At 24.6% G+C, this 20,706-nt stretch carries 15 protein-coding genes and 1 pseudogene; 10 read left to right on the top strand and 6 right to left on the bottom strand.

Features of this window, described 5'->3' with window-relative positions; all coding sequences use genetic code 11:
- Positions 1-37: 37 nt before the first annotated feature.
- The 3 genes from lysA to prfB form a co-directional block, all read right to left on the bottom strand.
- Positions 38-1,285 (bottom strand): diaminopimelate decarboxylase, encoded by a 1,248-nt coding sequence (lysA, locus tag HU701_RS02410; RefSeq protein WP_158346604.1) that lies wholly within the window; start codon positions 1,283-1,285, stop codon positions 38-40.
- A 53-nt stretch (positions 1,286-1,338) separates the two neighbouring features.
- The gene (lysS, locus tag HU701_RS02405; RefSeq protein ID WP_178919340.1) at positions 1,339-2,817 is read right to left on the bottom strand and encodes a lysine--tRNA ligase; all 1,479 of its coding nucleotides are present in this window, start codon (positions 2,815-2,817) and stop codon (positions 1,339-1,341) included.
- A gap of 8 nt (positions 2,818-2,825) precedes the next feature.
- A protein-coding gene (gene prfB / locus HU701_RS02400) for a peptide chain release factor 2 (protein ID WP_178919338.1) occupies positions 2,826-3,924 on the bottom strand; the annotation gives its coding sequence in 2 pieces (ribosomal slippage) (positions 2,826-3,848 and positions 3,850-3,924; 1,098 coding nt in all).
- Between the two features lie 141 nt (positions 3,925-4,065).
- On the opposite strand from prfB, the gene ygfZ reads away from it, so the two are divergent.
- Both ygfZ and gmk read left to right on the top strand, forming a co-directional pair.
- On the top strand, positions 4,066-5,025 hold the full coding sequence (gene ygfZ / locus HU701_RS02395) for a tRNA-modifying protein YgfZ (RefSeq protein ID WP_178919336.1): 960 nt from the start codon (positions 4,066-4,068) through the stop codon (positions 5,023-5,025).
- 90 nt (positions 5,026-5,115) lie between these two features.
- Complete coding sequence (gmk, locus tag HU701_RS02390) at positions 5,116-5,739, top strand: guanylate kinase (protein WP_178919334.1); 624 nt, start codon at positions 5,116-5,118, stop codon at positions 5,737-5,739.
- A gap of 139 nt (positions 5,740-5,878) precedes the next feature.
- Here the strand turns inward: gmk and typA are convergent, their stop codons facing one another.
- Positions 5,879-7,708, bottom strand: coding sequence for a translational GTPase TypA (typA, locus tag HU701_RS02385; protein ID WP_178919332.1), 1,830 nt, complete (start codon positions 7,706-7,708; stop codon positions 5,879-5,881).
- A gap of 180 nt (positions 7,709-7,888) precedes the next feature.
- Here typA and yihA point away from each other — a divergent pair, with 180 nt between their 5' ends.
- Positions 7,889-8,494 carry a ribosome biogenesis GTP-binding protein YihA/YsxC gene (gene yihA, locus HU701_RS02380; protein WP_178919507.1) on the top strand — a complete coding sequence of 202 codons (606 nt, stop codon included), beginning with the start codon at positions 7,889-7,891 and terminating at the stop codon, positions 8,492-8,494.
- A gap of 2 nt (positions 8,495-8,496) precedes the next feature.
- Here the strand turns inward: yihA and HU701_RS02375 are convergent, their stop codons facing one another.
- Together HU701_RS02375 and HU701_RS02370 are read right to left on the bottom strand one after the other, a co-directional pair.
- Positions 8,497-9,384 (bottom strand): 5'-3' exonuclease, encoded by an 888-nt coding sequence (locus HU701_RS02375; protein WP_178919330.1) that lies wholly within the window; start codon positions 9,382-9,384, stop codon positions 8,497-8,499.
- A gap of 135 nt (positions 9,385-9,519) precedes the next feature.
- Positions 9,520-10,158, bottom strand: coding sequence for a DsbA family protein (locus HU701_RS02370; RefSeq protein WP_178919328.1), 639 nt, complete (start codon positions 10,156-10,158; stop codon positions 9,520-9,522).
- A gap of 1,664 nt (positions 10,159-11,822) precedes the next feature.
- On the opposite strand from HU701_RS02370, the gene HU701_RS02365 reads away from it, so the two are divergent.
- From HU701_RS02365 to cysC, 7 genes and pseudogenes are all read left to right on the top strand, one after another.
- Entirely contained in the window at positions 11,823-13,637 is a 1,815-nt protein-coding gene (locus HU701_RS02365; RefSeq protein WP_178919326.1) for an assimilatory sulfite reductase (NADPH) flavoprotein subunit, read from the top strand.
- Entirely contained in the window at positions 13,637-15,340 is a 1,704-nt protein-coding gene (gene cysI, locus HU701_RS02360; RefSeq protein WP_178919324.1) for an assimilatory sulfite reductase (NADPH) hemoprotein subunit, read from the top strand. Before HU701_RS02365 ends, cysI begins: the two co-directional genes overlap by 1 nt.
- A gap of 12 nt (positions 15,341-15,352) precedes the next feature.
- Positions 15,353-16,097, top strand: a pseudogene (locus HU701_RS02355) (phosphoadenylyl-sulfate reductase).
- 142 nt (positions 16,098-16,239) lie between these two features.
- Complete coding sequence (gene cysG, locus HU701_RS02350) at positions 16,240-17,643, top strand: siroheme synthase CysG (RefSeq protein WP_178919312.1); 1,404 nt, start codon at positions 16,240-16,242, stop codon at positions 17,641-17,643.
- A 24-nt stretch (positions 17,644-17,667) separates the two neighbouring features.
- The gene (gene cysD / locus HU701_RS02345; protein WP_158346579.1) at positions 17,668-18,576 is read left to right on the top strand and encodes a sulfate adenylyltransferase subunit CysD; all 909 of its coding nucleotides are present in this window, start codon (positions 17,668-17,670) and stop codon (positions 18,574-18,576) included.
- Between the two features lie 33 nt (positions 18,577-18,609).
- Positions 18,610-20,028, top strand: coding sequence for a sulfate adenylyltransferase subunit CysN (cysN, locus tag HU701_RS02340; RefSeq protein WP_178919308.1), 1,419 nt, complete (start codon positions 18,610-18,612; stop codon positions 20,026-20,028).
- Positions 20,029-20,047: 19 nt separating this feature from the next.
- Entirely contained in the window at positions 20,048-20,698 is a 651-nt protein-coding gene (gene cysC / locus HU701_RS02335) for an adenylyl-sulfate kinase (RefSeq protein ID WP_158346574.1), read from the top strand.
- The last annotated feature ends 8 nt before the right edge of the window (positions 20,699-20,706 follow it).

The raw sequence follows: 20,706 nt of genomic DNA, 5'->3' as shown, positions 1-20,706 counted from the left end.
ATTTTACTCTCTTTTTATAAATACCTCTAAAAATGTATTATTGTTCTAAACTTAATAGTTCTTTAAAAGTTTGTCTTCTTCTGATAGTTTTAAAAGTATTATTTTCTATTAATATTTCTTGAATAAGCGGTCTAGTGTTATAATTAGATGACATAGATGCGCCATATGCGCCTGTATCGTGAAAAATTAAATAATCTCCTATTTTCATTAATGGTAATTGCCTAGTTTCTATATGACCACCTTCTTTTTGTGTAAAGATATCTCCTGATTCACATAGTGGACCTGCTACTATTGTTTCAATGGTTTTATTTTCGTCAATCTCTCGATTGTTTGACGGGATTATAGATATATGGTGATAACTCCCATACATAGTCGGTCTCATCAAATCATTGAATCCTGCATCAATTAAAACAAAATTTTTGTTCCCCATTTTTTTAATTGCTCTTACTTGCGATACTAATATTCCTGATTCTGCAACTAAAAATCTACCTGGTTCAATTTCTAATTGAATGGGTTTTTTTAAAAATTGAGAAATTTTTACTCTTGCTTTATTCCATAAAGCAAAATATTTTTCCACGTCAATAGGTTCTTCGTTGAATCGATAAGGTATTGGTAAACCACCTCCAGCAGAAATATATGTTATTTTTTGATTTATTTGAATTACACTTTGTAGCATTGCATGACAAACTTTTTTTAAATGTTTATAATTTACACCAGAGCCAATATGCATATGTAAACCAATAAGTTTTAAATTATATTTTTTTATAATAGGTATAGCTAAATGAGGATCCCAAATTCCATGTTTACTATTTTCTCCTCCAGTATTAGTTTTTTTACTGTGACCATAACCAAACTTAGGATTAATTCGTAACCAAATACGATGACCAGGGGAAATACTTCCTAATTGTTTTAACATATCTAATGAACCTGCATTTACTGGAATATTATATTTAATAATTTCAGACAATGTTTCTTGGTCAAATAAATCCGCAGTAAAGACAATTTCATCGCTGTTTTTTTTAAATCCAGCTGCTAAAGCTCGTTTAATCTCTCCTAATGATACAGCATCTACTTTCAAATTATTTTCTCTCATTAATTTGAGAATATGAATATTAGAACAAGCTTTTTGAGCAAATCTAATAATATCAAATTTTTTTAATAATTGAATTTTATCATTAATGATATTTGCGTCATAAATCCAAAATGGGGATTGATATTTTTTTATAAGATATTTTATATTTTTAATGTTCAGATTACTTTTAGTTTGATAAATGAGTTGAGGCATTTTTACTCCTGTTAAATTTTAAATATATATATTAATTATAAAAACATAATTTTTTACTTTAAAGGTGAACGTAAAGCAGGGAATAAAATAACTTCTCGAATGCTTTTTTGATTAGTTAATATCATAATCAAACGATCTATACCAATTCCTAATCCTGAAGTAGGAGGCAAGCCATATTGAAGTGCTTCTATATAATCCGCATCATAAAAAATGCTTTCATTTTCTTCTTTTTCTTTCATTTTTATTTGGTTTAAAAACCTATTTTTTTGATCTTCTGGATCATTTAATTCTGAAAATCCATTACCTATTTCATATCCTGCAATAAATAATTCAAATCTATCAGTAATTTGTGGATTAACATTGTTACGTCTAGCTAATGGAGATACTTCTACAGGATATTCAGTAATAAAAGTTGGTTGAATTAAATTTTTTTCTACTGTTTTTTCAAAAATTTCATTTTCTATTTGACCTATACTCCAGGTTTCTTTTATTTCTATGTTGATATTATTTGCAATTTTTTTAATTTTTTTTAAGTTTTTTAAATCAGAAAGAGAAATATTTGGATTGAATTTCAAAATAGCTTCTTTCATGGTTAATTTAGAAAAAGGTGTATTGAAATTTATATAATATTCTTTATATTTGATTATATTAGTATTAAATAAATCGCTTACTATTTTTTGTAATAATTTCTCTGTAAAATTCATCATATATCGATAATCAGAATAAGCGATATATGCTTCCATCATAGTAAATTCAGGATTATGTTTAGTAGAAACTCCTTCGTTTCTAAAGTTTCGATTTAATTCAAAAATACGTTCAAATCCACCAATAATTAATTTTTTTAAATATAGCTCTGGCGCTATTCTTAAGTACATTGTTTTATTTATTTCATTATGATGAGTTTTAAAAGGGCGAGCAGAAGCACCACCAGGAATATTATGTAGCATCGGAGTTTCTACTTCTAAAAATTTTTTTTCCAACATAAACGTGCGAATTAATTGAATAATATTTGATCGATTTTTAAAAATATTATATATTTGACTGTTACTAATTAAATCTAAATATCTTTTTCTGTAACGTTTCTCTTGATTTAATAATCCGTGAAATTTATCAGGAAAAGATTTTAACGATTTTGTAAGTATTGTAATATTTTTAGTATAAATAGACAATTCTTGTGTTTGTGTTTTAAATAAGTAACCGTCTACACCTAAAATATCTCCAATATCGAATTTTTTAAAATGTTCATGATAAAATTTAGATGTAACTGATTTTTCTTGTATATATACTTGTATTTGTCCTTCTATGTCTTGTAATATAAAAAAAGCAGCTTTTCCCATAATTCTTTTTTTAACCATACGACCAGCAATAGCGACTTGAACATTCATTTGTTTAAGTTCATGACTTGTTTTTTTTCCGTATGTTTTATGAATTTTAATAGAATTTATATTTTTTTTAAAATTATTTGGGTAAGAAAATCCATTTTTTTTCATTTCAATTAATTTTTCTTTTCTTATTTTCTTTTCTTTTGACATTTCAACCTCTATAATCCTAATATTAAGCTGTGTTCGATAAAATCATCTAAATCACCATTTAACACAGATTGTATATCATGTTTTTCTACACCTGTTCTAATATCCTTAATTTTTGAATGATCTAATATATAAGAACGTATTTGATGGCCCCAACTAATATCTGATTTATTATCTTCTATTTTTTTTTGCTTTTTTATTTTTTTTTGATTTTGTAATTCATATAATTTTGATTTCATTTGTTTCATTGCTTGTTCTTTATTTTTATGCTGAGATCTATTGCTTTGACATTGAGTAACAAGATTAGTAGGGATATGAGTGATTCGGACTGCAGATTCTGTTCGATTCACGTGTTGACCACCCGCTCCAGAAGCTCTATATACATCTATTCTTAAGTCAGATGAATTAATTTCAATATTAATTTTTTCTTCTATGTCTGGATATATAAAAACTGAGCTAAATGATGTATGCCTTCTATTTCCTGAGTCAAATGGACTTTTTCTAATAAGACGATGAATTCCAGTTTCAGTTCTCAACCATCCAAAAGCATATTCTCCAAATACTTGAACTGTAGCGTATTTAATTCCAACTATTTCACCAATAGATTCTTCAATAATTTCAGTTTTAAATCTTTTTTTATCGCACCATTTTAAATACATTCTTAATAATATTTTTGACCAATCTTGTGCTTCTGTTCCTCCAGATCCAGATTGTATATCAATATAACAATTGCAATTGTCATATTTTTTTGAAAACATACGATAAAATTCAAGTTTTTTAATTTTTTCTTCTATTTTTTCTACTTCTGTAATAATATCTTGTATGACTGTATTTTCTTTTGTTTCTTTAGCTAACTCTACAAAAATATTTGTTTCTTTTAATTGTGCTTCAATTTTGTTTATATTATCGACAATTATATTTAATAAGTTTTTTTCTTTATTTAATTTATATATAGATTCTTTTTTTTTCCATGTCTCAGGTTTTAATAATTCTAAATCGATTTCTAAAATTCTTAATTTTTTTGAATTATAGTCAAAGATACCTCTTCAAATCATTTTTCCGATGATTTAACGTTTTAATTTGATTGTTTATTGTATTAATATCTATCATAATTTTTTGTTCTTCTAAAAATTTACAAATAATGATTTATAAGATGTTTTGAATATAAAAATTAATTTTTTCTATTATATATTTAATTTTATAAATTTATTTGTTTTTAATTAATATATTTTACTAATGCTCAGGAAAATAATGTCACTATTTAATTTTTCAAAAAATGTTGTTTATTCATCAATTCAATTACCTTTAACATTAATTTCTCTTGAAAAATGGTCTATTATCTATATAGATGGTTTTGATAGTAAAAAATTTCTTCAAAATCAATTAACAATTGACCTTGATTCTTTAAAAAAAAGACATCATAAAATATGTGCTTATTGTAATTTAAAAGGTAGAGTCTATAGCACTATTTTGTTATTTCATTATAGAAAAGGATACGCTTGCATTATAAAAAAAAGTTTATTTGATTTACAAATACAAGAATTTAGAAAATATACTGTTTTTTTAAAGGTTCAAATACATCAATTAAATGATATATTTTTATTAGGATTATCTGGAAGAAATTCTAAGCTGTTTTTATCCGAACAATTTAAAGAAATACCAGATGATAGTGCACCTGTAGTTTCCAATAAAGAAATAACTATGCTTTGGTTTTCAAATCCATGTGAACGATTTTTATTAGTTTTATCTTTAAAAAATTTTTTATTATTTAAGGAAAAAATTAATAGAAAAATTTTACTTAATAACAGCAAACAATGGATTGCATTAGATATGGAAGCAGGATATCCCATTATTGGAAAAACTATGTCTCAAAAATTCTTACCACAATCTGTTAATTTAGATAAGCTTCAAGCAATCAGTTTTAATAAAGGATGTTATTATGGCCAAGAAATAATATCTCGAGTTTTTTATAAAAATTTAAATAAGCATGCATTGTATTTGTTATCAAGTAAAGAAACAATAAATCCTAAAATTGGTTCAGTTATCGAAACAAAAGTATTAAATAATTGGTTAAGAATCGGTTTTTTATTATCAGTAGTTAATGTATATTCTAACGAAACTTGGATACAAGCAGTACTGAATAAATCTATAAATATTCAAAATATTTTTAGAATTTATGGATTTGAAACAATTTTTTCAATTAAAAATTAATATTTTTTAAAACATTTTAATTTTATTATATAATATTTAGTATTAATTAAAAAATTTATTTAAAATTCAGAAGATACTTTTAAAAACATTATGTCACAAGGTATTCTTTTTATTATTTCAGCTCCTAGTGGAACAGGAAAGTCAAGCTTAATTAAGGGATTATTAAAAACAAAATGTTTTTATAACATTCAAGTGTCTATATCTCATACTACTAGGATTATGAGACCTGGTGAATGTCATGGGAAACATTATTATTTTATATCTAAAAAAGAATTTAGATTCATGATTAAACAAAAATCTTTTTTAGAATATGCAAAAGTATTCAACAATTATTATGGAACTTCACGTAAATTCATTGAAAAAATGTTAATTTCTGGAATTGATGTTTTTCTTGATATTGATTGGCAAGGAGCAAATCAAATTAGATATAAAATACCGAATGCAAGAAGTATTTTTTTGCTTCCTCCATCCAAAGATATATTATATAAAAGATTGCGTTCAAGAGGTCAAGATAGTGATACAGTTATTTCAAAGAGAATGGAAAAAGCTGTAGATGAAATGAATCATTATTCAGAGTATGATTATTTGATTATTAATGATAATTTTGAAAAAGCTATAAATGATTTGAAAACCATTATTATCGCTGAACATTTATGTTTATTGCATCAAAAAAAGAAGCATAATGTATTAATTTCTGAATTGTTAAGAACCTGATTTTTCAAAGAGAAAATTATTTAAAAGTAATTTTCAGATCATTTAATATGAATATATTTTTTAATTCTTAATTATTTATATAATTCTATTGAAAAAATAGAATTATATAATTAATAAAAATTTTTAAAATTTAATATTTTTAATTAATTAAATTATTTTTACTTCTATTTGATTTTTTTCGTTCATTTTCTTTCAAATATCGTTTACGTAAACGTATTGCTTTAGGTGTAATTTCAACTAATTCATCGTCATTAATAAATGATAATGCTTCTTCTAAAGTAAATTTTTTATAAGTGGTTAAAATTATAGCTTCATCAGTTCCGGAAGCTCTCATATTAGTTAGTTTTTTTCCTGTTAAACAATTTACCGTTAAATCGTTAGAACGATTATGTAATCCTATTATTTGGCCTTCATATACTTCAGTTCCATGCCCTAAAAATAATTTACCTCTTTCCTGTAAATTAAATAAAGCAAATCCGACAGCAATTCCTTTTCCGTTAGAAATTAAAACACCGTTTTTTCTTTGCCCAATTTCATTTTTTTGTTTTTTTGAATAATGACTAAAAGATGTATAGTATATTCCAGTTCCAGAAGTTACACTCATAAATTCGGAACGAAAACCTATTAACGCCCTACTTGACATAATGTACTCAAGACGCACTCTTTTATTTTGATCTATAAACATATTTTTTAATTCACCTTTTCTTTCTCCTATGAACTGCATAATACTTCCTTGGTGTTTTTCTTCAATATCTAAAGTTAGATATTCAAAAGGTTCTTGTAAAACACCATCTATTTCACGTAAAATAATTTTTGGGCGAGAAACTTCTAGTTCAAACCCTTCACGTCGCATATTTTCAATTAATATAGATAAATGTAGCTCGCCTCGTCCGGATACAGAAAAAATGTTAGCATCTTTTGTTTCTTTTATTTGTAAAGCAACATTATGCATAGTTTCTTTTTTTAATCTTTTTAATATTTGACGAGATGTAATATATTTTCCTTCTTTTCCAGATAAAGGTGATGTATTCACTGAAAAAAACATACTAACTGTAGGTTGGTCGATATTTAATATCGGAAGAGGTTTTAAACTTTCTGGATGACAAATTGTATCAGAAATATTTAGTTTATTAATTCCTGTAATAGCAATTATATCTCCAGCTTCTCCTTTTTCTACTTCTATGCGTTTTATTCCAAAATAGTTTAGTACTTTGCTAATTTTCCCATTTTTATAATTGCCTAAACTATCAATAACAGTAACTAGATCATTATTCTTTATTGAACCTTGCTTAATTCTTCCTACACCTATCAATCCTAGATAATTGTCATAATCAAGTTGTGAAATCTGCATTTGAAATTTTTCATTAGGATCTACATCAGGTACGGGCACGTATTTAATGATTGCTTCATATAGCGGTGTCATGTTATTTTCTAATTTAAGATAATTTAATCCAGAAGTGCCAAAAATTGCAGAGGTATATATAATTGGAAAGTCAAGCTGTTGATCATTAGCATCAAGACTCACAAATAAATCAAAAACCTGATTTACAACCCAATTGGGACGAGAATTTTTTCGGTCAACTTTATTGATCACTAAAATAGGATTAAGACCGTATTTAAAAGCTTTTTGAGTGACAAATCTCGTTTGAGGCATTGGACCATCTAAAGCATCTACTACTAGTAAAACTGAGTCTACCATAGACATAACTCGTTCTACTTCGCCACCAAAATCGGCATGACCAGGTGTATCTACGATATTTATTTTATATTCTTTCCATTTTATGGAAGTATTCTTAGATGTTATTGTAATACCTCTTTCTTTTTCTAAGTCATTGGAGTCCATAATACGTTCGGTTTTTTCTTCATGTTTTTTAAAAGCACCTGATTGCTGTAATAATTGATCAACTAATGTAGTTTTTCCGTGATCAACATGTGCTATAATAGCAATATTTCTTATTTTTTGATGCATGTTTTCTCCTTTAAAGTTCTGCTTGTTAAAAATGTAGATATGCTTTAAATCTTTTTGATAAAGTATTAGAAAAGATTAAATTTTGAGGATTATTTTTTTTAATACCAATTAATAAAAAAATTATATTTTTTAACATACAAAATAAAACTTTTTAATGGATTTTTTAAAAGTTAAGGTTAAATTGTGAGTATTATATATAATAAAACTTTTTTTTTAAAAAGTGTTTCTAAAATTTCTGATATAAATATTGAACATGGAATTGAAATAGCTTTTATTGGATATTCTAATTCAGGAAAATCTAGTGCTATTAACTCTTTAACAAATCAAAAAAAACTAGCTAGATCTAGTAAAAAACCTGGTCGAACTCAATTAATTAATTTTTTTCAAGTTATTTCAAATTTTAGAATAGTTGATCTTCCTGGCTATGGTTATGCTAAATGTCCGATGTCAATTAAATTAAAATGGCAAAAATTAATATATAATTATTTAAAAAAAAGAAAACCTTTAAAAGGTTTAGTTTTTTTAATGGATATTAGGTATCCTTTGAAAATTTATGATCAATACATTATTAATATAGCTATAAACCAGAATATACCTATTTTTATATTGTTAAGCAAATGTGACAAGCTTACATTAACCCAACAGAAAAAACAATTTCAAATTGTCTATACAAAATTGAAAATTTTTTTACAAGACGTCCATATAGAATTATTTTCATCATTTAAAAAAATAGGTATTTCCAAATTACAATCTCAATTAAATATTTGGTATAAACAGTATAAATAGTTTTAAAATGAATTATTATGACTGTTTTTTTGCTTAATATTATATTTTTTAATTGTATTAGATAATTTTTTAAAACATATTTCTTCTAAAATAATATCATCAGAACTAATATAAATAGGGACATCTAATTTTATTTTGGCTAATTTATATGAAAGAAAAGCAGTATCTTTATAAATTTTTAGTTGATTTGATATATTTTTGGCATTTCTTAAAGATAAAAGTTTTATTTTTTCTATGTTATTATAAATGTTTTGAATATTTGAAAATGTTTGCAGTAAAAATAGCGCAGTTTTTATACCTATTTTAGGAACTCCTGGAATATTATCAGATTTATCTCCCATCAATGCTAAAAGATCAATAAATTCTTGAGGATTAATACCGTATTTTTTCTTTATTTTTTTAGGTGTAATAATTTCATTATTACTTGTATTCAATATACTAATGTTATTTGTTAGAAGTTGTATCATATCTTTATCATGACTTACGATTAATACTTTTTCTCCACATTCTTCAAGCTTACATGCAAAACTACCAATAATATCATCTGCTTCTATCCCAGGAATTCTTAGAGTTTTAATTCCAATATTTTTTAATATATGCAAAAGAGGTTTTATTTGGATATAAAGTGCATTAGGCATTTTAGGTCTATTATTTTTATATGCATTAAATATTTTATTTCTGAAAGTCTTTTCAGATGAATCAAATATAATAATAATTTTTTTTGAATTGTAGCACTTTAACAAAATATTCTTTATTGTTTTTAATATACCATATATTGCTCCATATGGATTTTCTTGATTCTTTTCAAAAAATTGGAACGTAAAATATGATCGATATAAATATAAAGTTCCATCTATTATAATTACTGGTTTGTTTTTTATATGATACATTTTTTCCTTATATTAATTTCAGCATATTATTACATACTTAGGGAGGTTATTAAAAATGCTTTTCATTGCAAAATAATTTCTATCAAGCAGATCTTTATAACAAAATTATATTATATAAAATTAATTAATAAAAAATTAGTTTTTATTATTTTTTAGTAACAAAAATTTAATTAATTCTATATAGTTTTTTGAAAAATGATTTTTAAATAACGTTTCTAATTTGGAATATTTAATAGTATATTTTCCATTGATTAACATAGCGGGAACATAATTTAAGTCTATCTTTTTTATTTCTTTGTTATTTTTTTGAACTAATATCTTGACAAGAAAGCTATTCCAAAATTGATCATATTTACGAATACTTATTCCTGTTTTTTCTAGAAATATAGCTCTAATATCATCAATATTATTTAACGTATGACTTTCTTGAACTCCTTTAAAGATAGGTATTATTATTTTTTCTTCAACTCCCATTTGTTCAGCTATTATCCATGTTTTTGTTAAAATTTCTCCGAGTTCTCCACCTAAAAAATTCACATGATATGTTTTTATTTTAATATTTTGATTTATTTTTTTTCGTATTAATTTTCTAATATTATATGTTTTTTCAAGGTCATAACAATATGGGCATAAAAAAGAAAAAAATTGTATTATTTCAGGTGAATTAAAAATATTTTTTTTTCTTATTTTATATGCTTTTATAGGATTAAATTCTAAAGCAAAAGTAGTATAAGAAAAAAGTATGATACATAAAAAAATTATTTTTTTTTTCATTTTTTATCCAAATTGATCTTTTAATGCTTAAAAAATAAATATTATTTAAAATAATTTATTTTTAAAAATATTTTATATTTTCTTTAATATTTTTAATTCTAAGTTAAATTTAACATTTTTCAATTAAGATACATTTAAAGCAATTTTAATGAAATATAAAACGATAAAGAATAAGTTTATTCTTAAAATAAAGATAAATATTTAAAATTAATAATTAATTTATCAAAAATCTAATTTTTATAATCTAAGATAATATTACAGCTTAATATTTTACTCAGACCTTCAGAAGGAACATTATCATGTCAATTTTAAGATATTATTATATTTTAATAATTTTAAAGATAAAATATTAATTTTAGAAAATTTTATATAGCTTTATTAAATTCGATTTAATTTATATATTTTATTTTAATTTTGAAATTTATGATTAATATTTTCGCTGTAGATTAGATTTATCATTCATTCCTTTTACTATACTTAAATGTCTGATATTTATTATAATTTCTTAGATTAATCTATGTAAATTTTTATTTATTGTTAAAAAAAATCAAATTCAATGGAAAATGATATTTTTAAATTATCATGTATACAAAAACATTAAAATTGATAAGAATGTTTATCACAAATAATAACACTTGATTTTTTTAAATTAAGTAAAAAGAAATTTTATATAAGATAATTAAATAATAGTAGTTTTTATATTTATTTAGTTTTTCATTATTGAGCACATTACTAATATTATCTTTAACATACTGATTTACTTTAAAAATTAAGATTTTTTTAAAATTAGAAATACTTTATGATTTATGTATAATATTAAAAAATGAATTATGAAAAGATTTTAAATATATATAAATTTTAGCGATAATGCAGTTAAATTTTTCTTTAAAGATATCATTTTGTTAAATTATATTCTATCAATGATTATGATTCTAAATGGTAAAAATATGTAATATTGTTTTTGAAATTTATATAAAATAATAAATAATTTACTTAATTTATATAAATAATTCAATTTAAAAATTTGATATTTATTTGTATAAACACTCTATTTTAAGATGTTTGATAAAATAAATTTTTTAATTATATAAAAGTGTTCTTATATTTACTATAATTAATAATAATCACTTGCGTTCGATTTTTATATATTTAAATTACACTTATTTTAGCATAAAAATATAATTTTTTATTAAATAATATAAAATTCATCTGTATCAAATTATTTAATAAATTTATTTGTCATTTTTTATTTATTTAAAAATTAAATTATCCTGATATTTTTGAAATTTTTATATGTAATAAAATTTTTAGAATATTAAAATTATATATAATTTTTGAAATAAACACTTAATATTTTAGTTAAAAAAAAGAAATTTCTACTATTTATTTTGCGTTTTTTAATTATCTTATTTTATGAAAATAAATGTGTAATTTATATTTTATAGTATATTAGTAAAAAATCGGATTAATTTACTAAGTAAAAAGAAAATAAATTTTTATATTAATATTTTTCTAGTTTTTAAAAATATTTAGAACATGATTTAATTTTCATTTTTATGTAAAGTTTTAGTTTTTTATTAGTAGCTAAAGATCGATAATTTCTGTAAATTATATTAAATTAGTTATTCTAATTTTAATTTAATGAAATTTAGGTATTTAGTATAATGAATAATGCAAATCCTTTCGATTTTATGTTTCCATTAAGTTTAGAGAAAATAGAGATTTTAAAAAAAATTGAAGAAAATTGTTCTAACCTTCAATTTGCTTGGCTTTCGGGGTATTTTTGGAATTTAGCGCATCAAGATCTTTCTAATCTTAAAAAAAATAAAAACATATTCTCTTTAGAGAAAAAAAAAATAGATAATCATGTAATTACAATTATATCAGCTTCTCAAACTGGTAATGCTAGAACGCTTTCAGAGCGTTTAAATAAGTATTTAAATGAGAATAATAAAAAAACTCACTTGGTTAATGCTGCTGATTATAATTTTAAAAAAATTAAAGATGAAAGGTGTTTAATACTAATAATTTCTACTCAAGGTGAAGGAGAACCTCCTGAAGAAGCTTTATCTTTATATAAATTTATTATGTCTAAAAGAGCACCTAAATTAAACAATTTAAAGTATAGTATATTTGCATTAGGAGATAGTTCTTATAATCTTTTTTGTCAAGCTGGAAAAGATTTTGATAAAAGGATAAATGAATTAGGAGGTAGAAATTTGCTTCATAGGTTAGATGTTGATATTGAATATGAAGACGATTATATTCAATGGTCTAAAAAATTATTAACTAGCCTTGAAAAAATAGATATGTCCTCTCGTTCTTCTAATTTGTTAAAAGAAGATGTTTTTATCGATGAAATTAATACGTGCACAAAATATAATCCTGGTATAGCAAAAATTATAACTAATCAAAAAATTACTGGTCGAAATTCAACTAAAGATGTTCGTCACATTGAATTAGATATTAGTGATTTAAACGTGAAATACACACCAGGAGATGCATTAGGAGTATGGTATCAAAATGATAATAATTTAGTACAAAAATTTTTGAAATTGTTATCTATAAATGCATCTGACATAATTAATATTAAAAATAAAAAAATAAATATTGTTGATGCTCTAAAAAATAATTTTGAATTGACTAGTAATACAAAAAACATTGTAAAAAAATATGCGGATATCACACAAAACAAATTTTTAAAAGAAATTGCATCGCATGAAAAAGAATTAGAAAATTATATAAAAAATACTCCTTTAATTAATATGATTAGTGATTATCCTAAAAAAATTTCTTCTCAAAAACTTATCAATATTCTTCGTCCGTTAACTCCCAGATTATATTCTATTTCTTCTTCACAAGATGAAGTTGAAAATGAAATTCATATTACAGTTGGTGTTGTAAAAAAAATTATATCTGGTTGCTTGCATTTAGGTGGGGCATCAGGTTATTTATCGGAACTATTAAATATTGATGATCCAGTGAAAATTTTTATTGAGCGAAATAATAATTTTCGATTACCTAAAAATACAGAAGCACCAATTATTATGATCGGATCAGGAACTGGAATAGCTCCATATCGATCATTTATGCAGCAACGAGATAACGATGGTTCGACTGGAAAAAATTGGATTTTTTTTGGAAATCCTAATTTCACTGAAGATTTTTTATATCAAATAGAGTGGCAAAAGTATTTAAAAAAAGGTCTGCTCACTAAGATCACTTTAGCATGGTCAAGAGATCAAGAAGAAAAAATATATGTACAAAACAAAATAAAAGAATATGGAAAGGAAATATGGAGCTGGATAGAAGAAAATGCATACATATATATATGTGGCAACGCTTCTAAAATGGCAAAAGATGTAGAAAAAGCTTTATTAGAGATTATTAGTCAAAATGGAAACATGAGCACAGAAGATTCTAATGAATTTTTAAATAATTTGCGTTTAAAAAAACGCTATCAAAGAGATGTATATTAATGACAAAAAATTTTAAACAATTATCTTCAAATCTTACTAAAGAAGAGCATATTAAAAAAAATAGTAATTATCTTCGAGGAACGATTTCAGATGATTTAAAAAATCAAGTGACTAATAGCTTTAGTGGAGATAATGTTTCACTAATCCGTTTTCACGGTATGTATCAACAAGATGATCGTGATCTTCGTAGAGAGCGTAACGAGCAGAAACTAGAGTCTCGTTATGCTATGATGCTGCGCTGCAGGCTACCTGGTGGAGTTATATCATCTAAACAATGGATAAAAATTGACTCATTCGCTAGCACAAATACTTTGTATAAAACTATTAGATTAACTAATCGCCAAACTTTTCAATTGCATGGAATTTTAAAAAAAGATTTAAAAAACATTCACCAAATACTCCATCAAATAGGTTTGGATTCTTTAGGAACAGCTAATGATGTAAATAGAAATGTACTCTGTACATCTGATCCTATGCAATCTGAAGTTCATCAAGAGTGTTATGAGTGGGCTCAAAAAATTTCTAATTTTTTATTGCCGCATACGAAAGCCTATGTAGAAATCTGGTTAGATCAAAAAAAAATTCTTAGCACTGATCATGAGCCTATTCTCGGAAAGACTTATTTACCAAGAAAATTTAAAACAACAGTGGTTATACCACCTCACAATGATGTAGATTTATATGCAAATGATATGAATTTTATAGCTATTGTAGAAAATAAAAAAATAATAGGCTTTAATGTATTGATAGGAGGGGGATTATCGATTACTCATGGAAATAAACAAACTTGGCCTTTTCTCGCATTAGAATTAGGATACATTGGTATCGATAAAACTCTATCTGTCGCCAAGTCGATAGTTACAACACAACGAGATTGGGGCAACCGTACCAACCGTAAAAATGCAAAAACTCGATATACTATAAAAAACTTTGGATTAAATTTATTTAAGCAAGAAGTTGAAAAAAGAGCAAATATTACTTTTGAGCCTATTCGCCCTTATTCTTTTAATACTAGAGGAGATCAAATAGGGTGGAAAAAAGATGTTAATGGCAATTGGAGTTTGACAGTATTTGTTCAAAATGGACGTATATGTGATAATGATAATCAATTGTTAAAGTCAGGATTATTAAAAATTGCAAGTATTCATAAAGGAAATTTTAGATTAACATCTAATCAGAATATAATTATTTCAGAAATATTGAGTGAAAATAAAAACAAAATTGAACAAATTGCAATATCCTACGGTTTAATTAAAAAGATCAGTAAATTGCGCGAAAATGCTATGTCATGTGTATCTTTTCCTACTTGTCCTTTAGCAATGGCAGAAGCAGAGCGGATGTTACCTAATTTTATTACTAAAGTAGAAAACATCATGTTAAAATATGGTGTAGATAATGAAATGATTATTTTACGTGTTTCAGGATGCCCTAACGGTTGCGGAAGATCTTTGTTATCTGAAATTGGTTTAATTGGAAAATCTATAGGTAGATATAATTTATATATAGGTGGTAATAAAATAGGTAATAGAATTCCTAAGATATATCAAGAAAATATAACAGAGAAGGAAATTTTAGTTCATTTAGATTTTTTAATAAAAAATTGGTCTATATATCGTCAAGAAAATGAAGATTTTGGTGATTTTGTTATTAGAAAGAAAATTGTAAAAGCAGTGATAAATCCTATTCACGATTTTTGGAATTAATAGTGAGAAAAAATGTCTGATATTGATAAAAAAAATATAAATTTGCTAAATTTTGAAAAAAAAAAAATTTTTGTCTAAATGTAATATGTTAATATCGAAATATTCAGCAGAAGAACGTATATCTTGGGCATTTAAAAATTTACCTGGTATACATATAATGTCATCTAGTTTTGGCATTCAATCAGTTGTCTTATTACATCTTATTGTTAAGCAAAAACCAAATATTCCGATTGTATTAATTGATACAGGATATTTATTTCCTCAAACATATCATTTTATTGATTTAATTAAAAAAAAATTCAACCTAAATTTAAAAATTTTTCGATCAAATATTTCACCAGCATGGCAAGAAGCAAGATATGGAAAATTGTGGGAACAAGGATTAAAAGGCATTGATTTATATAATAAAATTAATAAGATAGAGCCAATGAATTTAGCTTTAAAGAAATTATCAGTCCAAACATGGTTTGCAGGATTACGTCAAGTACAATCTAGCAGCAGAAGTAATCTTTCATATGTTTCTATTCAAAGAGGAGTTTTTAAAATTCTTCCAATCTTAGATTGGTCTAACCATAAAATCTATGAATATATAAAAAATAATAATTTAGATAATCATCCTTTATTAGAAGAAGGTTATATATCCGTAGGAGATGTACATACTACTAAAAAATACACACCTGGCATGCGTGAAGAAGAAACACGGTTTTTTGGTTTAAAGCGTGAATGTGGATTGCATAACAATAAAGAGTGCGATTAAAACAATATTTAAATTTTATACATTAATATTTCAAGTGCTTTTAAAGTATATATGAAATATTAATGTTTGCATTTCTGCAAAGTTAATTGATAATGATTTTTAAAAATTAATATAAACTTTTTATTATATTTATAGGTTCAACGTGGACTATCTACCTGTTTTCTTAGATTTAAAAAATAAATATGTATTAGTGGTTGGTGCTGGTGAAGTTGCTTTTAATAAAATTAAGTTGTTATTATGTGCAAAAGCTGTAGTGAATATTGTTGCAAAAGATATTTGTTCAGAAATTAGATCTTTATTATTTGAAAAAAAAGTGTCTTGGATTTCTAATGAATTTCAAATATCTTATTTAAAAAATATTTTTTTAGTAATAGCAGCTACTAGTAATACTAAGTTAAATGAAAAAATTTTTAAAAAATGTAATAAATTAAAAATATTAATCAATGTAGTAGATGATCAATCAAAATGTTCTTTTATTTTTCCTTCTATTATTGATCGTTCTCCTTTAATAGTAGCTCTTTCTTCAAGTGGAACAGCACCAGTATTACTGCGTTTATTAAGAAAAAAAATTGAATCAATACTTCCAATGAGATTGGGAGATGTTGCCAGAATTGCTGGCAAATGGAGATCAATAGTTAAAAATCATTTTTCTAATTTTTTGGAAAGAAAATATTTCTGGGAAAAATTATTTAATAGTATTTTTGTTCAATATGTTCTTAATGGAAAAGAAAAAAAGGCAATTTCTATTTTAAAAAAAATCATTAAAGAGCCCAGCAAATTAATAGGCGAAATTATTTTAGTTGGTGCTGGACCTGGAAATAGTGATTTGCTAACTTTAAGAGCTTTGCAAGTAATGCAGGAAGCAGATGTCGTGTTGTATGATAATTTAGTTTCCCAAGAGATATTAAATCTTGTCCGAAGAGATGCAAAATGCATTTATGTTGGAAAACGCGCTGGATTGAAAAGTATTACTCAAGATAAAATTATAAAACTATTAATTTTTTTAGCTAAGCAGGGTAAAAAAGTAGTTCGTTTAAAAGGAGGAGATTCTTTTATATTTGGTCGTGGAGGTGAAGAATTAGAAGCTGCGAAAAATGCAAACATTAATTTTCAAGTGGTGCCTGGAATTACTGCTGGAATTGGTTTATCTGCTTATTCTGGTATACCATTAACACATCGTGATTATGCTCAAGGAGTAATATTTATCACAGGTTGTAAATGTATCAATAATACTTCAAATAATTGGTCTGTATTATGCGATTCTTCTTATACATTAGTAGTTTATATGGGAAGTTTAAATGCTTTAGAAATTTCTGAAAAACTTATTTTACATGGTCGTTTAAAATCTACTCCAATAGCTATTATTAGCAATGGAACTACTATAAATCAAAAAGTTATTATAGGTCGTTTAGACGAAATTGATAAAATATTTAAACTTAGCGCAAGTCCGTCTTTACTAATTATTGGGCAAGTAGTTTTATTGCATAAAAAACTAGCATGGTTTAAAAAACTTACTAATTTAAATAATATTGAAACTACCTCTTAAATAATAAAAACGTAAGGAAATCAAATGTTTAAAAAAAATACTACTCATCTAGGTCAACTAGAATCAGAAAGCATTTATATAATTAGAGAGGTAATAGCTGAATTTGAAAACCCTGTTATGCTTTATTCTATTGGTAAAGATTCTTCTGTAATGTTACATCTTGCAAAAAAAGCTTTTTATCCTGGGCGTTTGCCATTTCCACTATTACATGTAGATACTGGATGGAAGTTTAAAGAAATGTATACGTTTAGAGATAACGTTGCTAAAAATAACAACTTAGAGCTAATTATACATTATAATATGCGAGGAAAATTATTGGGTTTAAACCCATTTGAAGACAATAATTCAAAATATACCGACATAATGAAAACAGAAGGATTAAAAGAAGCAATAAATAAATACAATTTTGATGCAGCCTTTGGAGGCGCTAGAAGAGACGAAGAAAAATCTCGCTCCAAAGAACGAATTTATTCTTTTCGCGATTCCTTTCATCAATGGGACCCCAAAAAACAACGTCCCGAATTATGGTGGAACTATAATAGTCAAATCAACAAAGGAGAAAACATTCGCGTTTTTCCATTATCAAATTGGACCGAATTAGATATTTGGCAATATATTTTTTTAGAAAAAATTGACATTGTTCCTTTATATTTTGCAGCTATCCGACCAGTTGTAGAAAGAAATGGTTTTCTTTTAGTAGTTAATGATGAACGTATTAAAATAAATAAAAATGAAAAAATTATTCATAAAATGGTACGATTTAGAACATTGGGTTGTTGGCCTTTAACTAGTGCAATTGAATCCACTGCTCAAAATCTTCAAGATGTTATTAAAGAAACAATAACAACTAAAACTAGCGAAAGAACAGGTCGATCTATTGATTATGATCAAAAAAATTCAATGGAATTTAAAAAAAGACAAGGTTATTTCTAAAAATATATTTAATATAGGTTGAATTTAAAAAAAATGAATACTAATGTCAATACAAAAAATATTAAATTTTTTGATAATTTTAAAAATTGGATATATTCAAATGAGAAAAAAACTTTATTAAAATTTTTAACATGTGGTAGTGTAGACGATGGAAAAAGTACGTTAATTGGGCGATTACTGCATGATACTAAGCAAATTTATGATGATCAACTATCTTCTTTAAAAAAAGATAGTAAACGTCATGGAACACAAGGAAATGATATTGATCTTGCTCTTATAGTTGATGGATTACAGTCAGAACGTGAACAAGGTATTACAATTGATGTAGCATATCGTTATTTCTCAACTGATAAACGTAAATTTATTATAGCAGATACGCCAGGTCATGAACAATACACGAGGAATATGGTTACAGGGGCATCTACTTGTGATTTATCCATTATTTTAATTGATGTAAAAAAGGGTCTATCAGAACAAACTTTTCGACATAGTTTTATATCTTCTTTGCTTGGAATAAAATATTTAGTAGTTGCAGTAAATAAAATGGATTTAGTTAATTATGATGAAGAAATATTTTTAAATATAAAAAAAAATTTTCTTATATTTTCTAAAAAACTTCCTAAAAATTTAAACATTTTTTTTATTCCCATTTCTGCTTTAACAGGTGAAAATATTGTCTTTCCAAGTCAGTTAATGCCTTGGTATAAAAATAAAACATTATTAAATTTTTTAGAAACAATAGAAATTAAAGATCATACGTGTTTAAAAGAAATCAGATTTCCAGTTCAATATGTGAACCGCCCAAACGCAAATTTTCGAGGTTATGCAGGTACCTTATTTTCTGGAGAAATTCAAATTGGTCAATTAATAAAAATATTGCCTATTAATATTATTTCGTCTGTTTCTCGTATCTTAATGTTTGATCAAGATTTAAAAAAAGCACATGTTGGACAGTCAATTACATTAATTTTAAAAGATGAAATAGATATTAGTCGTGGTGATTTTTTTGTAAATATTGATTCTAATTTAGAACCTTCTCAAGAGGCTATTATTGATGTTGTTTGGATGTCTAATGACCCTTTAAAGGTAGGTGAAGTATATAATGTGAAATCATCAGGTAAAAAAACTCGTGCTTATGTTAAAGAAATTTTATTCCAGATTAATGTTAATACTTTGGTGCAAAGTGAATGCGATTTACTAAAATTAAATAGTATTGGTAGGATTAAAGTGACTTTTAGTGAACCTATGTTGTTTGATGATTACAAAAAAAATAAATTCACGGGTAATATTATTTTTGTTGATGTTTTAAAAAATAATACAGTAGGCGCAGGTATGATTAAAAAATCTAAAAATAATAATAATATTGTTTTAAAAAATAGTATTAAAGATTTTGAATTAGATTTATATAATTTAATTTCAAAACATTTTCCTCATTGGAATATAAAAAAATAAAAAATAGGTTTTTATTAATATGAATAATAATTTTAAAAAAAATATTATTTTTCAAAAATATGAGATAACTCGTATAAAACGAGAAAGAAAACATGGTTATAAATCTAAAGTGATATGGTTTACAGGGTTATCAGGATCAGGAAAGTCTACGATTTCTAACATATTAGAAAAAATATTGTTTAAAAATAATATTAATACTTATGTATTAGATGGAGATAACATTAGATCTGGATTATGTTCAGATTTAACTTTTAGTTTTGTTGATAGAAATGAAAATATTCGACGTATTTCAGAAGTAGCTAAGTTAATGTTAGATGCTAACATCATGGTTTTAATATCTGTTATTTCTCCATATAAAAAACAAAGATTAATGGCTTCTAACATTTTAGGGAAAGATAACTTTGTAGAGGTTTTCATTGACACTCCTCTTAGTATATGTGAAAAACGTGATTCTAAAGGGTTATATAAAAAATCGCGTTGTAATAAAATATTAAATTTTACCGGTATACATTCTTTATACGAAGCCCCAGAACAACCAGATATTTATTTAGATGGAACAATATCAATAAAAGAAAATATTAAAAAATTAATTAAAAAGTTATATGAAAATAATATTATATTTTTCCCATATACTCATAAGTTATTTGAATATAAAAATAAAATTATTTAGAGTTATTG

Source organism: Buchnera aphidicola (Aphis gossypii) (assembly GCF_013394915.1).
Classification (GTDB): Bacteria; Pseudomonadota; Gammaproteobacteria; order Enterobacterales; family Enterobacteriaceae; genus Buchnera; species Buchnera aphidicola_AZ.
This window is presented reverse-complemented; position numbering and strand designations above follow the sequence as displayed.